Origin of the sequence: Streptosporangium sp. 'caverna', from assembly GCF_003203775.1 — a bacterium.
Taxonomy (GTDB): domain Bacteria; phylum Actinomycetota; class Actinomycetes; order Streptosporangiales; family Streptosporangiaceae; genus Streptosporangium; species Streptosporangium subroseum.
Map to the genome: position 1 here is coordinate 211,152 of NZ_CP029711.1, position 21,766 is coordinate 232,917.

General features: G+C 68.8%; 22 protein-coding genes. 11 read left to right on the plus strand and 11 right to left on the minus strand.

What is annotated here, in order from left to right:
* Positions 1-174 precede the first annotated feature (174 nt).
* The 5 genes from DKM19_RS01055 to DKM19_RS01075 all read right to left on the minus strand — a co-directional run bounded on the left by DKM19_RS01055 (position 175) and on the right by DKM19_RS01075 (position 6,188).
* Positions 175-1,614: an MFS transporter gene (locus DKM19_RS01055; protein WP_204358609.1), complete on the minus strand. Its 1,440-nt coding sequence runs from the start codon at positions 1,612-1,614 to the stop codon at positions 175-177.
* Between the two features lie 253 nt (positions 1,615-1,867).
* Positions 1,868-2,986, minus strand: coding sequence for a sigma-70 family RNA polymerase sigma factor (locus tag DKM19_RS01060; protein ID WP_110694074.1), 1,119 nt, complete (start codon positions 2,984-2,986; stop codon positions 1,868-1,870).
* A gap of 398 nt (positions 2,987-3,384) precedes the next feature.
* Entirely contained in the window at positions 3,385-4,998 is a 1,614-nt protein-coding gene (locus DKM19_RS01065) for an amidase (protein ID WP_110705409.1), read from the minus strand.
* Between the two features lie 5 nt (positions 4,999-5,003).
* The gene (locus DKM19_RS01070) at positions 5,004-5,315 is read right to left on the minus strand and encodes a hypothetical protein (protein ID WP_110694075.1); all 312 of its coding nucleotides are present in this window, start codon (positions 5,313-5,315) and stop codon (positions 5,004-5,006) included.
* 213 nt (positions 5,316-5,528) lie between these two features.
* A complete protein-coding gene (locus DKM19_RS01075; protein WP_162641178.1) occupies positions 5,529-6,188 on the minus strand; it encodes a hypothetical protein in 660 nt (219 codons plus the stop codon).
* A gap of 385 nt (positions 6,189-6,573) precedes the next feature.
* On the opposite strand from DKM19_RS01075, the gene DKM19_RS01080 reads away from it, so the two are divergent.
* The 3 genes from DKM19_RS01080 to DKM19_RS01090 all read left to right on the plus strand — a co-directional run bounded on the left by DKM19_RS01080 (position 6,574) and on the right by DKM19_RS01090 (position 8,122).
* Positions 6,574-6,927, plus strand: coding sequence for a MarR family transcriptional regulator (locus tag DKM19_RS01080; RefSeq protein ID WP_110694077.1), 354 nt, complete (start codon positions 6,574-6,576; stop codon positions 6,925-6,927).
* Between the two features lie 141 nt (positions 6,928-7,068).
* Positions 7,069-7,821, plus strand: a complete 753-nt coding sequence (locus tag DKM19_RS01085; RefSeq protein ID WP_239514026.1) for a dienelactone hydrolase family protein — start codon at positions 7,069-7,071, stop codon at positions 7,819-7,821.
* Positions 7,822-7,834: 13 nt separating this feature from the next.
* The gene (locus DKM19_RS01090) at positions 7,835-8,122 is read left to right on the plus strand and encodes a DUF6295 family protein (protein WP_110694079.1); all 288 of its coding nucleotides are present in this window, start codon (positions 7,835-7,837) and stop codon (positions 8,120-8,122) included.
* Positions 8,123-8,412: 290 nt separating this feature from the next.
* Here the strand turns inward: DKM19_RS01090 and trpA are convergent, their stop codons facing one another.
* Both trpA and trpB read right to left on the minus strand, forming a co-directional pair.
* Positions 8,413-9,201 (minus strand): tryptophan synthase subunit alpha, encoded by a 789-nt coding sequence (trpA, locus tag DKM19_RS01095; RefSeq protein WP_204358610.1) that lies wholly within the window; start codon positions 9,199-9,201, stop codon positions 8,413-8,415.
* Positions 9,198-10,403, minus strand: a complete 1,206-nt coding sequence (gene trpB / locus DKM19_RS01100; RefSeq protein WP_369990858.1) for a tryptophan synthase subunit beta — start codon at positions 10,401-10,403, stop codon at positions 9,198-9,200. The genes trpA and trpB overlap by 4 nt, the downstream gene beginning before the upstream one ends.
* Before the next feature lie 220 nt (positions 10,404-10,623).
* Between trpB and DKM19_RS01105 the strand changes: the two genes are divergently transcribed.
* Positions 10,624-11,394 carry a GntR family transcriptional regulator gene (locus tag DKM19_RS01105; RefSeq protein WP_110694080.1) on the plus strand — a complete coding sequence of 257 codons (771 nt, stop codon included), beginning with the start codon at positions 10,624-10,626 and terminating at the stop codon, positions 11,392-11,394.
* 121 nt (positions 11,395-11,515) lie between these two features.
* On the opposite strand, the gene DKM19_RS01110 is transcribed toward DKM19_RS01105, so the two are convergent.
* The gene (locus DKM19_RS01110) at positions 11,516-12,382 is read right to left on the minus strand and encodes a helix-turn-helix transcriptional regulator (protein WP_110694081.1); all 867 of its coding nucleotides are present in this window, start codon (positions 12,380-12,382) and stop codon (positions 11,516-11,518) included.
* A gap of 49 nt (positions 12,383-12,431) precedes the next feature.
* Here DKM19_RS01110 and DKM19_RS01115 point away from each other — a divergent pair, with 49 nt between their 5' ends.
* Positions 12,432-12,974 carry a TIGR03086 family metal-binding protein gene (locus DKM19_RS01115; protein ID WP_162641179.1) on the plus strand — a complete coding sequence of 181 codons (543 nt, stop codon included), beginning with the start codon at positions 12,432-12,434 and terminating at the stop codon, positions 12,972-12,974.
* Positions 12,975-13,271: 297 nt separating this feature from the next.
* Here the strand turns inward: DKM19_RS01115 and DKM19_RS01120 are convergent, their stop codons facing one another.
* Positions 13,272-13,499 (minus strand): hypothetical protein, encoded by a 228-nt coding sequence (locus tag DKM19_RS01120; protein ID WP_162641180.1) that lies wholly within the window; start codon positions 13,497-13,499, stop codon positions 13,272-13,274.
* Between the two features lie 456 nt (positions 13,500-13,955).
* Here DKM19_RS01120 and DKM19_RS01130 point away from each other — a divergent pair, with 456 nt between their 5' ends.
* Positions 13,956-14,447 (plus strand): GNAT family N-acetyltransferase, encoded by a 492-nt coding sequence (locus DKM19_RS01130; RefSeq protein ID WP_089213513.1) that lies wholly within the window; start codon positions 13,956-13,958, stop codon positions 14,445-14,447.
* A gap of 226 nt (positions 14,448-14,673) precedes the next feature.
* On the opposite strand, the gene DKM19_RS01135 is transcribed toward DKM19_RS01130, so the two are convergent.
* Positions 14,674-15,030, minus strand: coding sequence for a DUF742 domain-containing protein (locus DKM19_RS01135; protein WP_110694084.1), 357 nt, complete (start codon positions 15,028-15,030; stop codon positions 14,674-14,676).
* A complete protein-coding gene (locus DKM19_RS01140) occupies positions 15,027-16,940 on the minus strand; it encodes a sensor histidine kinase (protein WP_162641182.1) in 1,914 nt (637 codons plus the stop codon). Before DKM19_RS01140 ends, DKM19_RS01135 begins: the two co-directional genes overlap by 4 nt.
* Before the next feature lie 335 nt (positions 16,941-17,275).
* On the opposite strand from DKM19_RS01140, the gene DKM19_RS01145 reads away from it, so the two are divergent.
* The 5 genes from DKM19_RS01145 (at position 17,276) to DKM19_RS01165 (ending at position 21,764) form a co-directional block, all read left to right on the plus strand.
* A complete protein-coding gene (locus DKM19_RS01145) occupies positions 17,276-17,614 on the plus strand; it encodes a hypothetical protein (protein ID WP_110694086.1) in 339 nt (112 codons plus the stop codon).
* 380 nt (positions 17,615-17,994) lie between these two features.
* Positions 17,995-18,981 (plus strand): DMT family transporter, encoded by a 987-nt coding sequence (locus tag DKM19_RS01150; protein ID WP_110694087.1) that lies wholly within the window; start codon positions 17,995-17,997, stop codon positions 18,979-18,981.
* Positions 18,982-19,022: 41 nt separating this feature from the next.
* Entirely contained in the window at positions 19,023-19,646 is a 624-nt protein-coding gene (locus DKM19_RS01155; RefSeq protein ID WP_110694088.1) for a GntR family transcriptional regulator, read from the plus strand.
* A 70-nt stretch (positions 19,647-19,716) separates the two neighbouring features.
* Complete coding sequence (locus tag DKM19_RS01160; RefSeq protein ID WP_089213519.1) at positions 19,717-20,067, plus strand: hypothetical protein; 351 nt, start codon at positions 19,717-19,719, stop codon at positions 20,065-20,067.
* A gap of 242 nt (positions 20,068-20,309) precedes the next feature.
* A complete protein-coding gene (locus tag DKM19_RS01165; RefSeq protein WP_110694089.1) occupies positions 20,310-21,764 on the plus strand; it encodes a sugar transferase in 1,455 nt (484 codons plus the stop codon).
* Positions 21,765-21,766 lie beyond the last annotated feature (2 nt).

Sequence of the window (21,766 nt, forward strand, 5' to 3'; positions counted from 1 at the left end):
CCCCTTGCGGCGTCAGGGCCGGTGAGCCGGCTCTTCGACCGATGAGTCCCGCGCCTGCCAGAGGCTCCACTCGCAGGAGCCACCGCCGGGGAACGGCTCACGTGAAGAAGAGACCGAGGAGCCGCGAGCAGCGACCCCCGGAACGGGGTCGCTGCTTTTTCAACAAGCGGGGCCTCAGCCGGCGGCCAGCGCCTTTTCGGGGAGGGGCGTCACCGAATCGCCGGAGGCCGCCACCGTTTTTTTGGACGGTGCCAGGATCGCGGCGATGACGCCGACGAGTGCGACCGCCGCGGCTACCATCTCCGCCGCCTTGAAACCGTCGACGAACCTGGCGGGCGAGGAGTAGTCGCCGTTCGCGATGAACACGGCGGCCAGGATCGCGACGCCGAACACGCCCCCGATCTCCCGCAGGGCGTTGTTGGTGCCGGCCGCGACCCCCGAGTCCTCGATCGGGACAGCGGCGACCACGGCGTTGGCGACCGTGGGGAAGCACATCGCGATGCCGATGCCCGCGACGATCAGCGGCACCACCAGGCTGCCGTAACCGACGCCCGGCTCGGTGGCCGCTGCCAGCCACGCCAGTCCACCGCCCTGGAGCAGCAGGCCGACCAGCATGAACGGCTTGTTGCCGATCCTGTCGGACAGGGCGCCCGCGATCGGCGCGACCAGCATGGGCATCGCCGTCCACACCAGGATGCGCAGGCCGGCGCCCAGGGGGTCGTACCCGAGGCCGGTCTGGAACAACTGGGTGATCATGAACAGGGAGCCGATGAGGGAGATCTGCTGGAAGAACACGACGGCGTTCGCCGTGGAGAACGCCCTGCGCTTGAAATAGGCCAGCGGCAACATCGGGTAGGGGGCACGCCGTTCCCAGGCGAGGAAACCGGCCATGAGGACAACACCGGCGATGAGAGCGCCGACGACCTCGCCGCTGCCCCAGCCGACGCTGGGCGCGCCTACCGGCGCCCAGGTCAGCGAGAGCAGGGCGAGCGCGGCCAGGACTAGGCCCACGAGGTCCAGTTGCGGCCGGGGGCCGCGGCTCTCGCGGAGCAGGAATGCCGACAGCACCAGGGCGACGACCCCGATGGGGACGTTGATCCAGAAGATCCACTGCCAGGAGATGCCCTGGATGATGGCACCGCCGACGATCGGGCCCGCGGCCACCCCCAGACCGGTGACCCCGCCCCAGATCCCGATCGCCGCACCACGCTTCTCGACGGGGAAGGCGTCACTGATCAACGTCAGGGTCAGCGGCAGAACGACGGCGGCGCCCACACCCTGTACGATCCGCGCCACGATCAGCGCGTCCACCGAGGTCGACAGCGCGCAGGCGGCCGACGCGAGGGTGAACAGGCCGAGACCCAGGACGTACATGCGGCGGCGTCCGAAGCGGTCACCCAGAGCGGCACCGGTGAGCATCAGGCAGGCGAACGCCAGGTTGTAGGCGTTGATCGTCCATTCCAGGTCCGACAGGCTCGCGCCCAGGTGAGCGCGGAGCGTCGGGAGGGCCGTGGAGACGACCACGACGTCAAGGGCGGTGATGAAGGTGCCGATCGACGCGAGGAGCAGGGTCCAGCCGGTACGGGTCGGCCGGGCGGTCGCGATGGCGGTCATCGGGCACCGCCGGCCCGACGCCGGACGGACAGCGGCACGGCGGGACCGGGGCGAACCGGATCCGCCGCGTGCGGCAGTCGAGACAAGGGAGTTTCTCCGTTCGATCATGTGAGAGGTGAGCCGGGATGCGCCGGTCAGCGGCCATATGCCGCTCGCAGTACCGCGGATTCGGTACTACGAATAAAGACCTCGTCCCGGCTGAAACCTCATCGCCTACGCGGACGGGAAACGCGCGGGTCAACGCCCGTGTCGATCAGGCACGGGCTGAGTCGTGTGACGCCGGCCCGGCCACGCCCAGGTCCCGGGGCAGGCCGAAGGCGGGGAACAGCGAGGGCTCGCGGAAGATGACCATCCGCGCGACCTTGTTCCCCGACATGGTGAGGACCTGAATGGCATGGGCACGGAACACCCCGTCCTCTCCGCGCCAGTACGTCGCCAGCGCGGGCTGTCCGTTGGCCGTGACGGGCAGCAGGCGCAGGACCCCGGGACCGACGAAGATCCTGGAGGCGACGAACCGGCCGACGGCCTCGTGCCCGGCGAACCACAGCGGCTCGGGCGGCATCTCCAAGGTCACGTCGCTGCGGAGCACGCGCAGCAAGGTGTCGATGTCGGCATTTTCGAAAGCCCTGACGTACCGGTCGAGCAGCGCTTGATGGTCCGCGTCGAGAGGTTCGGTGATGTCGTCCTCCGTGGGCGCGACCCGTTCGAGGTGGGCACGAGCCCGCTGCAGCGAGCTGTTGACGGCGGTCGTCGTCGTGTCGAGGAGCTCGGCGACCTCGGCGGCACGCCAGGCGAGCACGTCGCGCAGGATCAGCACGACACGCTGTTTCGGCGGCAGTTGCTGAAGAGCCACGACCAGGGCGAGCCGAACGCTGCCGCGGGAGACGACGATCGACGCGGGGTCGTTCGCTGTGGCGTCCGAGGCGGGGCCCGGCAGCGGCTGAACCCACTCGACCTCGGATCCCGGCAGACCGGACGTCTCATCCGGATCATCGCCGGGAGCGCCGAGCCCGGCGGGCAGGAACCGCCGGCTGCGGTGCTCCAGTGCGGTCAGGCAGACGTTCGTCGCGATCCGGTAGAGCCAGAAGCGCAGTGAGGAGCGACCGTCGAAACCGCCGTAGGCACGCCAGGCGCGCAGGTACGTCTCCTGCACCAGGTCCTCGGCGTCGTGCACCGAGCCGAGAATCCGGTAGCAGTGCGCCAGCAGCTCGGGCCGGTACGGGTCGGTCAGCCGGTCGAACCCCTCGGAGTCCACCGCACCCTCCCCGGCCTCACGACGATACGGCGGCGCCCCGTAGCGGGACGAACCGCGCCGCACCGGGACCTGGGCATCGCCCGTGGAGCAGGTCACGGTCGTGTCCTGGATCGTCATCGCGGCCGCCCGGCAGGCAGGTGGTCGGCCGGCGACTCAGGAATGTCGACGTGGTTGCCGTCCGGGTCCTCCAATGTCGCGATGGTGTCGATGCGGACATGTGTAATCGCCACTGCGAATCCTTCGTAGAGTCTGAGAAGCTCCTCCTCAGTAGAGACCCGATCCGTGGCGAAAACTCATCTCACCGCCGACGTTTGCCCTGTAGGGGTGCTGCGTGCCGTGGGCGTGGGGCACGCCTTCGCGGTGCCCGGCCGGGGGAGCGTCCGCGTGAAGTACCCGCGCACCATGAAGGCCCGCCTCTCATCGCGGGATCCTGCGATGAGAGGCCCTGCGCACCGCGTTGAATCCCGGCCCCGGATCGTTCGGCTCTCCTGAGGCCGATCCGGGGCCGGGGTTCGTCACTGCGACTGCTCGGCGACCTCCTCGGCGCTGAGACGGCCCCGCTCGGCCGCCGTCGTACGCAGCGCGGCGGTTGACGGATCCGCCGGTCGGCGCCAGTGCCAGTCGGAGGCCGCCTGGTAGGCGGCGACGACGGACAGCAGACGATCCTCCGCGTACGGCAGGCCGCCGAGGATCGTCCCCATGGGCGTGCCCGCCGCGGTGAACCCGATCGGGAAGCCGATCTCCGGCAGGCCGATGGCGTCGAACGGCGTCGGCGACGTCTGCACCACCACGTCGCACTTGTCGAACACCTGGTCCAGCACCCGCTCCAGCAACAGCAGCTTGGCCCGCTGCCCGGTGACGAGTTCGTTCGCGCCCAGCATCGCCCCCTGCAGCCAGCCCAGCACCGAGACTCCGAAACCGCGCAGGTCAGAACGGAGATACGGCATGAAAGGCTCGCTGCGTTCCGGCAGGCGGACGTTGTTGAAGTCGTTGCCCGACAGCAGAGCCCACTCGTCGGGGAACGGCACGTCGACGAGCGTGACCCCCCGGATCGCCGCCATGGTGCTCAGGAACTTCTTGCGCGCCAGGGCGGTCTCGGAGGTGCCGTCCGCGTAGCCGGGCAGCACCCCGATGCGGGTGTTCCACCGCAGCTTGAGCCGGTTTCCGGTGTAGACGGGGGTGGCCGCGTCGATGAGGTTGGGCACCTTGGGCAGGCCCTGGGTACGCGGGTCGGCCGGGTCCTCGCCGGCCATCGCGGTAAGCATGATCGCCGCGTCTTTGGCGTCCCGGGCGAGCGTGCCGGGATGGTCGCGGGTGTAGGAGAGCGGGATGATCCCGTACAGCGAGACCCGGCCCATGGTCGGCTTGAGGCCGGTGAGGTTCTGCGCGTTCGACGGCGCGGTGATGGAGCCGCCCGTCTGGGTGCCGGTACCGGACGTGGCCATCCGGCCGGCCACCGAGGTCGCCGTACCGGACGACGATCCGCCGGGGTCGACGTTCGGCTGGGACGGCGCCCACGCGTTGACCGTGGTGATCACGCCGGCCGGGGTCGTGGCCCGCGTGGTGGCCAGCGGGCCCATCTGCGTCTTGCCGAGCACGATCGCCCCGCCGGCCTTGAGGCGGGCCACGGCGGTCGCGTCGAACGGCGGCACGAAGTCCTTGAAGAGGAACGAGTTCGCCGTGGTGCGCACACCTTCGGTGTAGTAGTTGTCCTTGATGGCGAGCGGGATCCCGTGCAGCGGGCCGCGGTGGGGTCGCCGGGCGATGGTCTTCGCCGCCTCGCGGGCGGCGTCGGCGAGGACGGTGTTGAAGGCCAGATACGTCGTTTCGAACGCGTCGATCCGGGCGAGGTAGGCCTCCACCAGCTCCAACGAGCTGATCTTGCGATTACGGATCATCCAGGCGGCTTCGGCCAGCGTCAGCTCGGTCGGGTCGGCCATGGCCTGCGGGCGGGGCTTCACGTAGGCGTTGGGCGAGTCGAGGCCGCGGTCCTTGTTCGAGCCACCGGCCAGCGCCGGTGCGGGCAGAGCCACCGCGATGCCGGCGACCGCACCCACCGTCGCGGTCCGGGCCAGGAACGCGCGCCGGTTGAAGGTGAGATCGGAGGGCTGTTCCACTGTCTCTTCCATCGCGCTCACTTCCGCCACTCCAGGCTGATGGAGGGATAGAGCATCGGCGCACGTTGCTGGGACAGCGCGGCGGCGGTCGCGGGGTCGGCGGTGGGGTTGGTCCCTGCGGGGGCGGGAAGCTGGTAGGCGGCGAGCGTCGCGACCGTGCCGCGCATGAACGAACGGAGTGAGGCGAGCACCGAGTCACGGCCCGGCGATCCCGTTTCCGGGTCCGCCGTCGTACCGGGGGGCAGTTGGTCGAGATCGATGCCCAGTGAGGCGAGCCGGGCTCTGATCAGGACGTTGAGTTCGGCGTCAGTGGGGGCTGGTGGCGTCACAGGTGTTTCTCCCGAGGTTAGGAAGCCAGTTCACTGTCAGAGCACCCCATGTCGGCCGGATGACCCAAAGATCACAAACTCGTTAAAACGTGGTCGAATCGCCGTTTAGACGTAGGCGCATGCGAGGAGGGCGGCCGGCGGAGTCGTGCCGGGGCGGTGCCGATCTCCGCGACGAGGGCGGAGCCGGGAAGACTCCTCGCGGATCGGCCGTGGTCACCGGCGTTGTGCGCGCCACAGGGAGGACGCCAGCCAGAGGCTCCCCGCTGTGATCAGCAGGCCGTGGGCGATCCTCATCGCCGGGGTTCCGAAGAACTGCGGGATGAAGAGGGCGAAGCCGAGAGCGAGCGGGACGCCGCTCCAGCGGGGCAGGAGGCCGGATCGCCAGACGGCGACGGCGGCCAGGATCGAGCCGACCGCCAGCAACACCAGCCCGGCGCCGAACACGGTGATCGCGGCCGGGTTGTAGCGCACCGCTTCGGTCAGCTCCACCAGCAGCTTGAGGTTCTGCTCGTTGACGGCCCGCTGTCCGATGGCGTTCAGGCTGAAGTCCTCGGCTCCGAAGTACAGCAGGGTGAGCCCCGCTCCTATCCAGGTCACCACGACCGCGCGGGAGGCGAGCGGTTCGGCGACCGTCTCCCTCAGCGCGATGCGCAGGCCCAGCAGGCCCAGGGCCAGGAAGATGAAGCCGACCGCGCCGAACAGGTGCGCCGCGACCCAGGCGGGGGACGCCATCGCCTCCGCACCCTGCATCGACTTCTCGTCGGCGTAGGGCCGCACCAGCGGATAGAGCAGGAACAGGACGCCGGTGATCGCGAGGGACAGGGCTCCCAGGCGTGCCCGTCCTGCGGCGAGGGGGGAATTGCCGGTGTTCACGAGTTCTCCGATCGAGGGGAGGGATGAGCATCCGATGAGGTCGGTGCCCCGTTTCGAGAGCAATGCTCTTTTATTCGATCGATGATGTCAAGAGCAGTGCTCTCTGTTTGGATGGTCGATCTGATCCGGACGTCGATCCGAGGAGGGTTTCCTGGTGTCCGCCGTACGACGGCGCCGCGGTCAGGGGGAAGATCTTCGCGGGACGCGTGGCGTGTCCGTACGTGAGCGGATGGCCGCCCCTGCACGCAAATAAGCTCAGTGAAACTGTTAAGTTTAACTGTGTACTATTTCGGAGGTGAGTGATCTATCGCACGCGGAGGCAGTCGCCGAGGAGCTCCGAGCCGCGATCGGCCGGGCGGTACGTCGCCTCCGCCGTGAATCGGGAATGCCGAACCAGCAGGCTATGGCGCTGCGGCGGCTTGAACGCTGCAGCCCGATGACGGCGAGCGGTCTCGCGGCCGCCGAGCAGATCACGCCCCAGTCGATGGCGGTCACTCTGGCCGCCCTGCACGACCAGGGTTTTGTCGACCGCGTACCCGATCCGCATGACCGGCGGCAGATCCTGTGGTCGGTCACCACGCGTGGTCGCGAGGCGGTCGTCGAGGACCGTGCCCGGCGTGCTCGGTGGCTGGTCACCGCCATCGATGAGGAACTCACCGACGAGGAGACGGCTCGGTTGCGGGACGCGGCAAGGCTGCTGAACAGGATCATGGACAGGAGCGAGGCCGATGGCTCCTGACGAGCCCGACCCCGTCGTCACGGCCCCGGTCGAACGTCGGCAGGGCCGCGGGTCCACGCCTGTCATCGGCCGGCCCGTGGTGCGCGGTGGCCGATTCACGCATACAGCACAGATTCGTGCGGAGCAGAAGGAGACAGGGATATGCCAGATATGAACGACGCGATGTGGGCCGGTACGGTCGAGATCACCGGGGGCGGGCAGGCCGAGCTTGAGGCCTACCTGGCCCGGCCGCTCGGCGACAGCCCGCGCGGTGGCGTAGTGGTGATCCACCACCTGCCCGGATACGACACCTCCACCAAGGAGATCGTCCGCAAGTTCGCGGCGAACGGGTACGCGGCGATCTGCCCGAACCTCTACTCCAGGGAGGGCGCCGGCGTCAGCCCCGACGACCAGGCCGCCGCCGCACGGGCGAAGGGCGGTGTCCCGGACGAGCAGCTCGTCGGCGACGTGGCCGCGGCCGCGGCCTATCTCAACTCTCTCGACCACGCCAACGGCAAGATCGGCGTGATCGGATACTGCTCGGGCGGTCGGCAGTCCTTCCTCGCGGCCACCTCGCTGCAGCTCGACGCAGCCGTGGACTGCTACGGCGCGTTCGTGGTGAACGAGACTCCTCCGGAGTCCCCGCTCCAGATGAAGTCGCTGATCTCCAAGGCTCCCGACCTGTCCTGCCCGCTGCTCGGGCTGTTCGGCGCCGACGACGCCTATCCGGGACCGGAGGAGGTCGCCGCGCTCTCCGCCGAGCTGGAGAAGCTGGGCAAGGAGCACGAGTTCCACAGCTACCCGGACGCCGGGCACGCGTTCTTCTCGCCCGACCGGCCCTCCTACCGCCCCGCCGCCGCGGTGGAGGGCTGGAAGAAGGTCTTCGATTTCTTCGGCCGTCACCTCAGTGTCTGAGTAGGAGACCAGCATGTGCACATATCTCACCGAGAAGATCGAGCTCGACGGTGCCGGCAAGGGAGGCTCCGGCTGGTTCACGCTCAGCGAGGGCGCCGTCTACGTTGACCACCCCTACCACGCCTGTCACGAGCACACGGTGAACATCGACTTCACCAACCCGGCCGACGGTCCCTCGGCGCGGGTGGCGGTCGAGCTCACCGAGGAGTCGGCGCTGGCACTGGTCGAGGCCATCCAGAAGGCCCTGGCCGCCGCGCCCGCCGGGCTCGCCTCCGGTCGGCGTCACGTCACCTCGTCCTGAGCCGTCCCTTTTCCGGGATGCCGGTGAATGTGGTTCTGCTGGGCCTTCCGGTGAGCGTGGTGACACCCCGCCGCCGGAAGGCCGGCGACCATCGACCGGACGTCCCGTGGACGGTCCTCGCCGACCCGGAGGGCCGTCCTCACCCCACGCCGACACGGAGCCTCCTCGTCTGCGGAACGCGGTCTCTCGTATCCGCCCATGGTCGAGCGGCGGGAATCGCCTTCCCGGCGACGTCATTCCCGTGCTCCGAAAAAGGACCGGGGCTTCAGCCCCGCCTCCTGGCCGAAGGTTCACTCCTGCGGCACGTCCAGGGCCCGCCTGATGGCCAGGACGTCGGCGCCCAGCTCGGCGGGGGTGGCACCCTCGATGACGCGGCGCATGAGGGCCGAAGCGACGATCACCCCGTCCGCATGGGCGGCAGCCTCGACGGCCTGTGCGGGAGTCGAGATGCCGAACCCCATCAGGACCGGCTTGGTGGTCAGCTCACGCAGCCGGACGGCGACCGACCCGGCCGACTCGGCGAGCGCACCGCGCTCGCCGGTCGTGCCCATGACCGTGACGCCGTAGACGAAGCCGCGGCTCTCGGCGGCGATGCGCTCCAGTCGCGACGCGGTGGTACTGGGCGCGGCGAGGAGCACCAGTTCGATCCCCGCCGCGAGTGCCGCTTCGGACACCTCCCGAACCTCGTCGTACGGCACGTCGGGCACGATCAGCCCGGCGACGCCGACCTCGGCCAGTCGTCTGCAGAACTCCTCCGGGCCGGTCCGGTACACCACGTTGCCGTAGGTCATGATGATCAGGGGCGCGCCGACGTTCGCTCCCGAGAGTTCCTCCAGCAGCCCTCCCGGCGTGACCCCGCGGCTCAGCGCGCGGTCCGATGCCTCCTGGATCGTGCCCCCGTCCAGCATGGGGTCGGAGAACGGAAGACCGACCTCGATCGCGTCCGCGCCCGCCTCGGCGTACGCGCGGGCATAGTCGAGCCAGTCGGCGGTCACGCCGCCGGTGACGTAGGGCACCAGCAGGGCCCGTCCGGCGTCACGCCGCCCGCGCAGGTGTGCTTCCAAAAGGCCGGTGGTCACATGAGCCTCGCAAGCTGGTCGGCGTCCTTGTCGCCGCGGCCGGACAGGTTGACGAGCACCGTCGAACCCGACGGCAGGTCGGCGGTGCCGGCCGCCCGCAGCACCCAGGCCACGGCGTGGGCCGACTCGAGTGCCGGGAGAATGCCCTCCGTGCGGGCCAGCCGCGAGACGGCCGCCACCGCCTCGTCGTCGGACACGGTGACGTAGGAGGCGCGGCCGGTGTCCGCCAGATGAGCGTGCTCGGGACCCACCCCCGGGTAGTCGAGACCCGCCGAGACGGACGTGGCCTCCAGGATCTGGCCGGAGTCGTCCTGGAGCACATAGGACTGGAAGCCGTGCAGCACCCCCGGCTGCCCGAACGTCACGGCCGCGCCCCCTTCGGGCTCGACTCCCACGAGGCGTGCGGAGGTGTCGACGAAGCCGGCGAAAACTCCGGCGGCATTCGAGCCGCCCCCCACGCAGGCCACCACGACGTCCGGAACGGCGTGCGTGAGCAGGTCCGCGCACTGGCCGCGGGCCTCCTCGCCGATCACGCGCTGGAACTCGCGGACCATCCAGGGGTAGGGGTGCGGGCCCATCACCGAGCCGATGCAGTAGTGCGTGTCGTCCACCGCGCCCACCCAGTTCCGGAGCGCCTCGCTGCACGCGTCCTTGAGAGTCCGGCTACCGCTGGAGACCCCGATGACCCGGGCGCCCAGCAGCTCCATACGGAAGACGTTGAGCTGCTGGCGCTCCATGTCGCGCTCGCCCATGAAGACGGTGACGTCCAGGCCGAGGAGTGCCCCCGCCGTCGCGGTCGCCACCCCGTGCTGCCCCGCACCGGTCTCGGCCAGCAGATGGGTCTTGCCCATCCGGCGGGCGAGCAGCGCCTGACCGATCACATTATTGATCTTGTGGGAGCCGGTGTGGGCCAGGTCCTCCCGCTTGAGCAACAGCGTGACGCCGAGCTCGGCGGACAGCCGCGCGGCGGGAGTCACGGGGGTGGGCCGTCCGGCGTACAGCGCCAGCGTCTGGTTCAGTGCGGCGCGAAAGGCCGGGTCCGCCCAGGCTTCGCGGAATCCCCGCTCGAGTTCCTCGCACGCGGGGATCAGGGACTCCGGCACGAACCGGCCGCCGAAGCGGCCGAAGCGGCCCTCGGGACCGGGATCGTCCATGCCCGACCGGCGGGGTGGGGCGGAACTCGACTCGGTGTCCCACATCATGAGACTCATGGCTCTCCGTTCTAGAACTGTTGAAGCAGTATGGTCGAAGGGAACGGCCGTTGTAAACGGATTCGCAGTCCCGCGTGCGTCCCGGGCGGCGGGATCGGGCTTCGCACCGGGGACGGCCGCGAGCCGCCTGCCGCCGTGGTTTCGGGCCTTCGCAGCCGATCGCCGACGGGCGATCGCCCCCGTCCGACGTCGCGGGATACGATCAGCCTTCATGAAGGACGTGGGCGGGGTCAGCGGGGCGGTCCGACCGAAGTACCGGATCCTTCAGGATGAGCTTTCCGATCGGATCCGGAGTGGCGTCTACCGTCCCGGCCAGGCACTTCCACCTCAACGGAAGCTTGCGGAATCGCTTGGCGTCACTCTGATGACTTTGCGGCAGGCCCTGAGCGGCCTTTCCGATCAAGGGCTCGTCGTCCAGCAACCGGGCCGGGGGACGTTTGTCACCCCGCCCTTGGCGGCCTACCAGGTGGCGTCGCTGCGCAGCCTCGCCGACGAGTTGCGGGCCCAGGGCCGGACCGTGACCACCCAGGTGGTGTCGGTGCAGGTGCGCAGGCTGCCCGCGAAGGTCGTCGAGAACCTGGCGGTCGGGAGCGGTGCCCGCGGTCTCAGGCTTGAACGGATCCGTGCGGTGGACGGCCGCCTCGCCGTCCACCAGGTCTCCTGGGTGCCCGAACCGTTCGCCCCGGTGATCCGGCACGTGGATTTTGAGGTCACCCCGCTCTACCAGGCGTTGGCCGAGCTGTGCGGGGCGGCCATCGCCTCGGCGGCGGAATCGTTTCGCCCCGAGAAAGTGACCCCCCGCGCAGGGGAGATCCTGCGGCTTCCGGCCGGCAGCCCGGTCTTCGCCAGCGAGCGTGTCACCAAGGGCGTCGATTCGGCCGTTCTTGTGTACGACCAGGCGACCATCGACGGCAGTCGCCTGTCCATACGCGCGGAGCGGCTGGCCCACTCCATATCCCTCTCGTGGAACGTGTCCGGGTGATCTGCGCGCCCCGCTCAACGACGTCGCCGACGCCGAGATCCGCGCCGCCCGCCGCCCGCCGCCCGCCGCCGCCGCGACCGCTTCATCCGCTGACCGGCGGATCAGTCCTCGACGTTGATGCTCACCGGTGGAGTCCCGGCCCCCGGGTCACCGTCGGCGTCTGCGCAGGTCCGCCTTCCCGAGCGGTTTCGCTGTCGCGGACCAGCCGCGCGTACCGCAGCGGGGGCATCCCGACCGTGTTCGTGAAGTCGCGGATGAAGTGGGCCTGGTCGCTGTATCCGAGTTCCACGGCGAGGGCCGTCCAGTCGACGGTCAGTCCGGATCCCGCCCGTTCCGCGGCCTCGTGCATCCGGTAACGCCGGATCACCCATTTCGGCCCCACCCCCACGTATTCCGCGAAGAGCCGCTGCAGCCTTCTCGCGGATACGCCGAGGTGGCCCGCCAGGTCGCCGACCCGGACAATGCTGGAATCGCCTGCCGCCAGGGCGACCATCTCCGTCACCTCCTCGGCGGTGGCGTCACGCTCCGGCCGTGTCGCGCGGAGAAACTCGTCCACCGGCGCGATCATCGCCGCCTCGTCCGGAGCGTTCGACACGGCCCGCGCCAGCTGGGGACCGGCCGGCCCGAAGACGTCCGCCAACTCGAGCGTGCGGTCCGTGATGGTGGACAGCGGCGCACCGAGGAAAGGCCGGAATCCGCCGGGGTGGAACATCACGCCAAGGACCCGGCCCCTGCCGGTGAGCACCTGGTGGAACGGCTCGCGGATCACGCCCTTGACGTTCGCCCCATCCGGCAGGAAGGTCATGTTCACGGCGGGATGGGGCAGCACGCACTGCTCGTACGGCTCCCGCAGATCCCATTCGACGTGCCAGTAATGGGCGACGAACGGGGTGAGGTCATCCGCCGGTGGCCGGCGGTCGATGTGGAAGCGGGCGACGGCGTTCGTGGGATTGAGGATGCCCCGGGTGCCTCCGTACTGCGGTCGCATGTCGCATTTCTTCAATACGGGGACGATGGACGTCCATAGCGTAGCCGCCATGGAGTTTTACGAGCTGATGCGTGAGGCGGCCCGAGGCGCCGTCACGGTGGTCGAAGGGGTCAAGCCCGACCGTCTGGGCGATCCCACGCCCTGCGACGACTGGAACGTGGGGGCGTTGATCGAACATCTGGTCACCTGGGCCGGGCACGGCTCGGAGCTGGCCGCACGCAAGGAGCCCTTCGACGGCACGCCATACCAGGCCGACGTCGCGGAGCAGCTGGAGAGAACGGCGGCGGCCTGGGAGGAAACGGGCGCGCTCGAAGGAATGAGCTACATGGCCATGGCGGAGATGCCGTCCCTGGTCGTCGCGAAGCTGTACCTGACGGAGTTGGTCGTCCACGGCTGGGACCTGGCGCGAGCAACCGGCCAGGAACTGGTCGTGAGCGAGGATCTCGCGGCGGCGACCCTCGAAGCGGTGACGATGACGGCCGAGCAGGGCCGCGCGTACGGCATTCTGGGCCCGGAGGTGACCGTCCCCGCCTCGGCCTCCACCCTGGACAGAGCCCTCGCCATGAGTGGCCGCGACCCCCATCCGTCGTGAACGGCCAAATCGGTCCCGCCCTGGACGGAGTCCCGGCCATGAGCGGGCGCGACCCTCATCCGTCGTGAACGGCTAGATCAGCCCCGCCCTGGGCGGGGTCCCGGCCATGAGCGGCCGCGAGCCCTATCCGTCGTGAACGGCGAAAAAACGAGGAACGACTCTCCTGCCATCGCTCAAACCATTGGGCAGACGACGTTCGAGGCAGCGCACGGTGATCTTCGAAGCAGGCGGGCGAAGGCCACCACCGGCCTGGTTCCGCAGCGCGATGTGCCGGTGGCGGAGTGATGCACGCAGGGCTCAGGTTTTGCTTCTCCGTGTGGTGGGAGTCCGCCGATCCGCCTCATCGGCGAGCTGGTTCTCCACGATCGCGCACCAGCGGTGCCAACGCGCCAGATCAAGGTGCTCCTCGATGTCACCCACACCCGCGTCGGCCATGAGCTGATGATTGTCGGCCGCGGTCTCATGCGCGTTGACCAGCGCATGGTGGCCGTGATTGGCGAGTGATTCGCTGACCGCCAGAGTCACGGCCACCTCTCCCATCGTCTTCGGCCGGTTCAAAGGTCCGTTGCCGACACGGTTTCCGCAGAAGTCATGGTTCTTCGAAGCGTCACTCATAGTTGCTGAGTGCCCGCCAGATCGTAGATCTATCTGGGATTTCCGATTCAAACGCCGACACGCCGCGTATCGCCCTCCACACGGCGGCTCCGAAAAGGAGCCTGGACCAGGTGACACCGCGCTTGGAGACGGGGGAGCCGCCTTTCGCGAAGATTCTGGATGTGATCGATTCGGGGGAGGTCGCAGACGCGAAGACCATCACGTCGCGGTGCGCGGTGCGCGGTGCGCGGTGCGCGGTGCGCGGTGCGCGGTGCCGTCCGGTCCGTTTTCCGGCCGAGGTAGGTGAGGGGGCCGGGGTCGGCGACCGGGATCTCATGGAAACCCGCCGGACTCCGTGGTCTTTCCAGGGCGAATAACCTGCACGGCATGATTGAAGTGGAATTGCGTGGGTGGCATCCCGACGACGCGCCGGCCCTGCTGGACGCGTTCAGCTCTCCGGACATGGCGCAGCAGGCGGCGCGCCCGGTCGACACTCCCGCGGCGGCGCTGGAGTGGATGGGGTTGTGGGGGTTCCGGGACGACGCGAAGGCGTTCGCCGTGGTGGTGGACGGTCAGGTCGTGGGGAACGTCGCGGTGAGCAACATCGACACGCACGACACCGGTTGGGTGTCCTACTGGACGTCACCGCACGCCAGGGGGCGCGGAGTGGCCGCGGCCGCGGCCAGGAAGCTGGCGGAGTGGGCGTTCAAGGAGCGGGGGCTGTTCCGGCTGGAACTGGGACACCGGCTCGACAATCCGGCCTCCTGCGCGGTGGCGACCAGGGCGGGTTTCCTGGTGGAGGGGATCGAGCGGGCCAAGCTCAACTACGAGGGCGTGCGATACGACGTGGAACGGCACGCCCGGCTGGCCACCGACTGACTTCCCCCGACCTCCGCCGTCGTGAGGTCACGTGCTCTGATCGGGCGGTCGAGCCGGAGTGCCGTATCCCTGATCGGGCGCCTGGGCCGGGGACGTCACGGTGTTCTGATCTGGTTGGGCCGGGGACCTCACGGTGTTCTGATCGGGTTGAGCGGGGGACGTCACGTATTCTGGTCGGGTTGGGGCGGGGACGTCTTGTTCTGATCGGGCGGCCGGGCAGGGGATGTCACAGTGCTCTGAGCCCGGCGAGTACGTCGCGGAGAAGGCTCTCCCTGGGAGCCGTGACGGGGCCCGTGGGGAGCCGGACGGTGATCAGGCCGGCGTCGCGCAGGTCGCCCAGGAGCACCTGGATCACCCCGATGGGCAGGCCGGTCTCCGCGACCACCTCCACGACCGAGGTCGGCACGCGGCAGGTGTTAATGATCGACATATGTTCGGGGGGCAGGTCACGTCGCGTGGTCCTGGTCGCCACCACCATGGCGATCAGGTCGAACTGCGCACCGGTGGCCTTGGTCCGGCCCCGGGTGACCGTGTAGGGGCGGACGATCGGGCCCGCCTCCCGGTCGAGCCAGCGCTCCGTCATGGCGCCCCGCTGTCCTGCTCGGCGCGGTGCCATCCCTCACGGAACGACGTCAGCGCGCTGTTCGACGCCGATGCCGGCGCCGGTCTGGATCCCGGTTCTGGCGCTGGTTTCCGCGTCCGCTCCGGTAAGGAATGGCGGGTCCGCCGGGGAAGGCCGCCCGAGGCGACCTGCTCCACCTCGACCGAGTGGGCGAACCGGGGCATGGACGTCTCGGCCATCAGTTCGCTCGGCAGGAGCACGATCGCCGTGGTGCCGCCGAAGGGGGAGGAACGGAGGGAGACGCGGATGTTGTGGCGGGCGGCGAGCTGGGTGACGACGAACAGGCCGAGCCGGTCGCTGTCGGCCAGGTCGAACTCCGGAGGATTGGCCAGTCGCTCGTTGAGCTGGACCATGTTGTCCGGTGGGATGCCGAGCCCGCGGTCCTCCACCTCGATGGCGTAGCCGTTGGCCACCAGCTGGCCGTTGACGCGTACCGAGGTGTGCGGGGGCGAGAAGACGGCGGCGTTCTCCACCAGCTCGGCGATCAGATGGATCACGTCGGTGACGACAGTGCCGATCACGGCGGGCCCCTGCGGCACGCTTACCGCCACGCGCAGGTAGTCCTCGACCTCCTCGACGGCGGCGCGGACCACGTCGTAGATCGTGACCGGCACCCGCCAGCCCCTGCCGGGGGTCGAACCGGACAGGATGATCAGGCCCTCGGAGTGACGGCGCATGCGCGTGGTCAGGTGGTCCAGGCCGAACAGGTCCTCAAGGGTCTCCGGATCGCTGGCCCGCTGCTCCATCGCCTCCAGCATGGCGAGCTGGCGGTGCAGGAGGGACTGGTTCCGCCTGGCCAGGCTCACGAATACCTTGTTGAGGCCCTTGCGCATGTGGGCCTGGCCGACGGCGGCCTCGACGGCGGTCCGCTGCACCGAGGAGAACGCCTCGCCGACGCTGACGATCTCGGTGGTGCTGCCGTAGTGGAGTTCGGGCACCTCCGAGCGGACGTCCTCACCCCGGCGGAGCCGTTCGACCACCTCGGGCAGCCGCCGGTCCGCCAGGTCGAGGGCGGCCCGCTGGAGGCCGACGAGCTCGGCACTGATCCGGCGGCCGAACCGTACCGAGACGAAGATGGAGACCGCGACCGCGACCAGGCCGAGGCCGCCGGCGAGACCGATCTGGATCAGGATGCCGACGGCGAGCGGCATGGATCGTTCGGTGATGCGCCTGCTGACGTCTCCGCCGAGTTTGTCGAAGCTGTCGGAGAGGGGCGCGGCGACCGTCATCCAGAAGGTTTCCGGATTCGCCTCCGCGGCGATGGCGTTCTCGATCCGTTCGAACGAGGTGTAGGCGGGGGAGTCCTGCAACTCCCTGTACAGCCCCCGGAACTCCTCGTCGAACTGGTTGAACCCCACCGAATAGAGCAGCCTGCGGCCGGTGACCAGCTCCCTGAACTTGGCACGTTCCTCGTCGCCCATGACTTTCGCGGCCACGGCGCCGGAGATCAGCGCGGCCTGCTGGCTGAGCATCTCGCGGCTCCGCCCGACCATGACGACGGCCCGGGTCTGGTCGTTCAGCTCGGTGTCCGAGGACACCCGGATCCTCTCGTAGACCTCGAAGGCCGCCGCGATGATCGCGTTGTAGCCGTTCAGGGTCTGCAACGGGGTGGCGGAACGGGCGTCCACTCCGCTCCGGAGCTCGGTGACCCGGCCCAACATGGTCAGCAACTGGTGCAGCCGGTTCCACACGGCCGGACTCAGGCCCGTCTCAAGCGCGGGCGCCAGCCGTTCCAGCTCTGTTCGCGCGGCGTTCGTCCGGATCCGCTGGGCGTCCAGAGCGCCGCGCGAGATCATGTCGTCGCCCAGCACGGACAGGGAGAGCAACCGCTCGTGCTGGAACGCGGTGGTCATCGCCCGGGTGGGGACCACCCCGTACTGGTAGCCCTTGCTGGCGCTGAGTAACTGTTGACCGTCCTGGACGGTAAGGGTCGCCGCAAATACCCAAATCGCTATAAGGGAGACAATCGGCACCAGTAGCAGGGTGAAAATCTTAGCCCTGATCGAGTGTTTGCGGCTAGCCATAATGCCTCGCATTACCGATATGCGCGTTTAACGGTGGCGAAACCCTAGCAACGTGGATGATCGGCGACCAGACGTGCGGGCGATTTAGATCAAGAAAGGATTTATACCTTCATATTGATCTACGTAGTGATTAGGAACCACCAGCCCTCCCGGTACGTCTTTCTAGATAGAGAGGGGCATCCATGCAGAGGATCGCGGATCTGATCGGAGCGGAGGCGGACCGCGCGGATCAGGTGACATTGGCGCACGGTAATGAGCTGGAGAAGTCGGGGGCGGTGCAGCTGGTCAGGTTCAGCCCGCCGCTCGTGACCGCCGAGGTGGCCGACGGTGCTGCCTGCGTGGAGTTCCGGATCGTCGACGGAGCCTTGCGCTGGTACTGCACCTGCCTTGAGGGCCGGAGTGGGACCTTCTGCGCGCATTGCGTGGCGACGGCCCAGTCGGTCAGGGTAAGGGCGGACAGAAAGGCTTCTCCGGAAGAGCCGCCACCGGCACCGGAGAGCACGTTCCCGATCGCGTCGTAGGCCGAGTGGCCGCGGATCGGCGGGTTGGCCGGTCGCCGCGGAGTAGATGCCGGGGCGTCCGTAACATCGCCTACGGGCATGCCTGCAGTGCCATGCCGTGACACATATGACCGTTCGATCGCGCGTATGGCCACGCCTGTAACACCACGCTGTGTCACATATGGCCGTGCCGCCACATGTATGGCCTCGTTGCCGCGCCACGCTGTGCCAAGTAACGCCACGCCAGGCCGTTCGGCAGCGGTGATGCGTGTCAAGGGCTGCGCCGAAACAGCCGGACAGTCGCGACTTTTCGGTCATAGCTTCCGTGTCTCGACAGGGGGACGGGCCTGTCGCCGGCAGAGGACTGGACAGATATTGTCTGGTTGTCAGACAATCCTTCTATGAAACTCGCTGTCGTCGGAGCCGCCGTGCTGTGGGGCACCGCGGGAACCGCCGGACTGCTCGTCGCCGGGGTCGATCCGGTCTCCCTGGCCGCGGCCCGCCTGGTGATCGGTGGCCTGGTGCTCGTGATCGCCGCCGGCCCGGCGATGCGATCGGCGGCCTCACGTCGTATCGGCACCTCCCCGCGGGCCTCGCTCCGTACCGGCACGCCTCCGGTCTCGCTCCGTACCGGCACATCACCGACCTGGTTCCGTATCGGCTCCCTGGCACCGGCCTCGCTCCGCCTCGGCGCGCTCCTGCCGGCCGCGGTGGCCGTGGCCGCCTACCAGCTCTGCTACTTCGCCGCGGTCAGCCGGACCGGGGTGGCCATCGGCACCGTCGTCGCCATCGGCAGCGGTCCCGTCTTCACCGGTCTGCTCTCCTGGATGCTCGACCGGGTGCCGCCCACCCGGCGCTGGGCGGGGGCGACCGCGGTGGCGATCACCGGCTGCGCCGTACTCACCGGGGGAGGAGGCGAGGCACGGGCGGACGGCATCCTGCTCGCGCTGCTCGGCGGCCTGCTCTACGCGTTCTACGCGGTCACGGCGGCCCGGGTGATCAGCGGGGGAGCCTCCTCCGACGCCGTGATGGGGGTGATGTTCGGCGGGGCCGCGGTTGTCATGGTCCCCGTCCTGCTGTGGACGGGCACCGGCTGGCTCGCCGAGCCGCGCGGTCTGCTCACCGCCCTCTATCTGGGCTGCGCCACCACCGCGCTGGCCTACTTCCTGTACGGCAGGGGCCTGCGCACCACCCCGGTCGCGACCGCCGCGACCCTCGCCCTCACCGAGCCCGCGGTGGCGGCCCTGCTCGGCGTGGCGGTGCTCGGCGAACGGCTCACGCTCGTCTCCGTCGCCGGGCTGTTCCTGCTCGGCGCGAGCCTGGTCGCGGTGGCCCTTCCCGAACGCGTAGGCAGGACGGCCGGTGAGACGGTGCCGGTCGCGCAGTGAGCAACGCGATAAGCGACGCGGCAAGCAATAAAGTCGTCGGCGTGACTCTTCCGCTCCATCCCGTCTCCGCGGTCGGAGCGCTCGCCGACGCCCTGCGACGGCGAGTGCTCTCCGGCGAGATCGCGCCGGGCACCGCGCTGCCGGAACAGGAACTCTCCACCCTGTACGGCGTGGCCCGCCCGACCGTCCGTGAGGCGCTGGCCGTGCTCGTGCACGAGGGGCTGCTCCGGCGCGAACGCCACCGTAGCGCGCAGGTGACCCAGGTGACCGAGGCGGACCTGGACGACCTGATGTTCGTCCGGCGCCCGCTGGAGGACCTGATGGCCACGGCACTGGCCGGACGCCGGGTCGAGGAGGCCGATGGGGCGCTGGAGCGGATGGCCTCGCTGCCCGGTGACGCCCCCTGGTCCGACGTGGTGGCCGAGCACATGGCCCTGCACCAGGCACTGGTCGTCGCGGTGGGCAGTCCGCGGCTGGAGCGGCTCTACGCCGCCCTGGCCGTCGAGACCCGGCTCGGCCTCGTGCGGCTGCGCACCGTCTACTCCGACAGGGACCTGCTGGTCGCCGAGCATCGCGACCTGCTCGACGCGATCGGCCGGGGCCCGGCGGAGGCCGCCAGGAGGGCCGTCGCCGCCCATCTGGACCACAGCTGGGGCACACCTTAATCGCCGGTTAACCGCCGGAGTTACACGCTTCTCTTGCACCGGACACCCTGAAGTCGTCACAATCGCGGCCATGCACGGCAACTCAGTGCCGGACTCCTACGTTTATGTCACCGAAGAAGGCGTTACCCGCCATTACGCGGACGGCAGCGTCGACGCCCTCGCGTGGGAGGACGTCGTCGAGGTGCGGGTCGTGGGCGATACGGACTCGGACATCCTGTACATCCTCCTCGACCGAGACGGCCAGGGCTGCGTGGTGCCCAAGTCGGCGACCGACGCGTCCTTCCTCACGCGTCTCCGATACCTTCCCGATTTTGATCTTGACCGGCTGGGTGCGGCGGTGGAGGCTGCGCATGATGACTACGTCGTCGTCTGGCGCAGCCCGGAACCCCCTTCGACACTCCCGGATTTCGAATATGACTAATCACTAGTTAATCGGCTAAATGGGACGGACAAACCTACACGTTTGGACCGTTCCGTCAAGGTGTTTTCCCTGCTCAAACTTGGGCCAGTAGTGGACAGGAGGCGCTGTTCCCCTGGTGGAAGTTGATCACTAGTATTTCCATGGGTATCCACGCTCTTGATGCATTCGGGAAAGCTGTCAACCATTGAACCGGGATGGGCGTCTACTTATCCGTTAACGCTGGGGTGTTTGGGCGGAGTGATATGAGGGTGGGGCTTGAGGAGCCTGTTGTTGCGCTCCTCGACAACGCGGTACGCACTGCTCCGAGCATCTGGACGCGGTCCTATGCCCGGATCCTGCTGGCCGGTGATCTTGCATGCGCGGTGGTGGCCTGCGAGTCGGTTCTGGGAGTCCGGCTCTGGCTGGGTGCCTTCATCCCGGAGACGGAGGCGCTGCTGGGGCTCTGTCTCGCCCTGGCATGGCCGCTGGCTCTGGCGGCGGGAGGCGCCTACCGCAAGCGCACACACGGCGAGGGAACGGATGAGTTCCGAGCGGTTTTCGACGGCGGGATCGGTCTGACGGCCGCCGTCGCGATCGGGGCTTATGTCACCCAGACGCCGATTGCCCGAAGTTTCGTCATGGCCATGTTCCCGCTGGCCCTGATTCTCACGGTCTTCTTCCGATACCGGATGCGCAAGCGGCTCCACCGGCGGCGCGCCCACGGCGAGTACATGCGCCACGTGGTCGCCGTGGGGCACCGGGAGTCGGTGCTCGACCTGGTGATGCAGCTCCGCAGGCAGCCGCATCACGGCATGACCGTGGTCGCCGTCTGCCTGCCCTCCGGTTCCGACATGGTGGAGGTCAACGGAGTCCCGGTGCTCGGAGGTTTCTCCGACGTCGCCGAGGTGGTGAGCAGGGTGAACGCCGACGCCGTCGCGATCCTGGCCTGTCCGGAGCTGGACGGCGCGGCGCTGCGCAGGCTCGCCTGGGGCCTGGAGGACGCCCGCACCGACCTGTTCGTGGCGCCCGCGCTCATGGACGTGGCCGGTCCGCGCATCAGCATCAGCCCGGTGGCGGGGATGCCGCTGCTCCACGTCGAGCATCCCGACTTCCGCGGTGCCAGACAGCTCGCGAAAAGCCTGTTCGACCGGGTCAGCGCCGGTCTCGCTCTTCTGGTGCTGGCCGTTCCCATGCTGGTCATCACCGCGCTGATCCGTACGACGAGTCCGGGCCCGGCGCTGTTCCGGCAGATCAGGGTGGGCAAGGGCGGCAAGGAATTCCAGGTCGTGAAGTTCCGCACCATGGTGATGAATGCCGAACGACTCAAAATGAATCTCGAAAGAGAGAACGAGTTCGACGGGGTCCTCTTCAAAATCAGGAACGATCCACGGATCACCCGGGTGGGCGCATACCTGCGCCGTTACTCCCTCGACGAGCTGCCGCAACTGCTCAACGTGCTGCGCGGCGAGATGTCGCTCGTCGGGCCGCGGCCTCCCCTGCCGGAGGAGGTCAGGCAGTACGGCGAGGACGTTCGCCGGCGCCTCGTCGTCAAGCCGGGAATGACCGGCCTGTGGCAGGTGAGCGGCCGTTCCGACCTGAGCTGGGAAGAGTCGGTTCGTTTGGACCTCCGTTACGTCGAGAACTGGTCGCTCTTCCTGGACCTGCAGATTCTCTGGAAGACCTGGAGCGCCGTCACCGGCGGAGAAGGGGCCTACTAGCC

Coding starts and splice junctions, on each gene's coding strand:
- DKM19_RS01055 (WP_204358609.1), bottom strand. CDS start 1,614: ATGACCGCCATCGCGACCGCCCGGCCGACCCGTACCGGCTGGACCCTG.
- DKM19_RS01060 (WP_110694074.1), bottom strand. CDS start 2,986: ATGACGATCCAGGACACGACCGTGACCTGCTCCACGGGCGATGCCCAG.
- DKM19_RS01065 (WP_110705409.1), bottom strand. CDS start 4,998: ATGGAAGAGACAGTGGAACAGCCCTCCGATCTCACCTTCAACCGGCGC.
- DKM19_RS01080 (WP_110694077.1), top strand. CDS start 6,574: ATGCCGAACCAGCAGGCTATGGCGCTGCGGCGGCTTGAACGCTGCAGC.
- DKM19_RS01085 (WP_239514026.1), top strand. CDS start 7,069: ATGCCAGATATGAACGACGCGATGTGGGCCGGTACGGTCGAGATCACC.
- DKM19_RS01090 (WP_110694079.1), top strand. CDS start 7,835: ATGTGCACATATCTCACCGAGAAGATCGAGCTCGACGGTGCCGGCAAG.
- trpB (WP_369990858.1), bottom strand. CDS start 10,403: ATGATGTGGGACACCGAGTCGAGTTCCGCCCCACCCCGCCGGTCGGGC.
- DKM19_RS01105 (WP_110694080.1), top strand. CDS start 10,624: ATGAAGGACGTGGGCGGGGTCAGCGGGGCGGTCCGACCGAAGTACCGG.
- DKM19_RS01110 (WP_110694081.1), bottom strand. CDS start 12,382: ATGCGACCGCAGTACGGAGGCACCCGGGGCATCCTCAATCCCACGAAC.
- DKM19_RS01115 (WP_162641179.1), top strand. CDS start 12,432: ATGGAGTTTTACGAGCTGATGCGTGAGGCGGCCCGAGGCGCCGTCACG.
- DKM19_RS01130 (WP_089213513.1), top strand. CDS start 13,956: ATGATTGAAGTGGAATTGCGTGGGTGGCATCCCGACGACGCGCCGGCC.
- DKM19_RS01135 (WP_110694084.1), bottom strand. CDS start 15,030: ATGACGGAGCGCTGGCTCGACCGGGAGGCGGGCCCGATCGTCCGCCCC.
- DKM19_RS01145 (WP_110694086.1), top strand. CDS start 17,276: ATGCAGAGGATCGCGGATCTGATCGGAGCGGAGGCGGACCGCGCGGAT.
- DKM19_RS01150 (WP_110694087.1), top strand. CDS start 17,995: ATGAAACTCGCTGTCGTCGGAGCCGCCGTGCTGTGGGGCACCGCGGGA.
- DKM19_RS01160 (WP_089213519.1), top strand. CDS start 19,717: ATGCACGGCAACTCAGTGCCGGACTCCTACGTTTATGTCACCGAAGAA.
- DKM19_RS01165 (WP_110694089.1), top strand. CDS start 20,310: ATGAGGGTGGGGCTTGAGGAGCCTGTTGTTGCGCTCCTCGACAACGCG.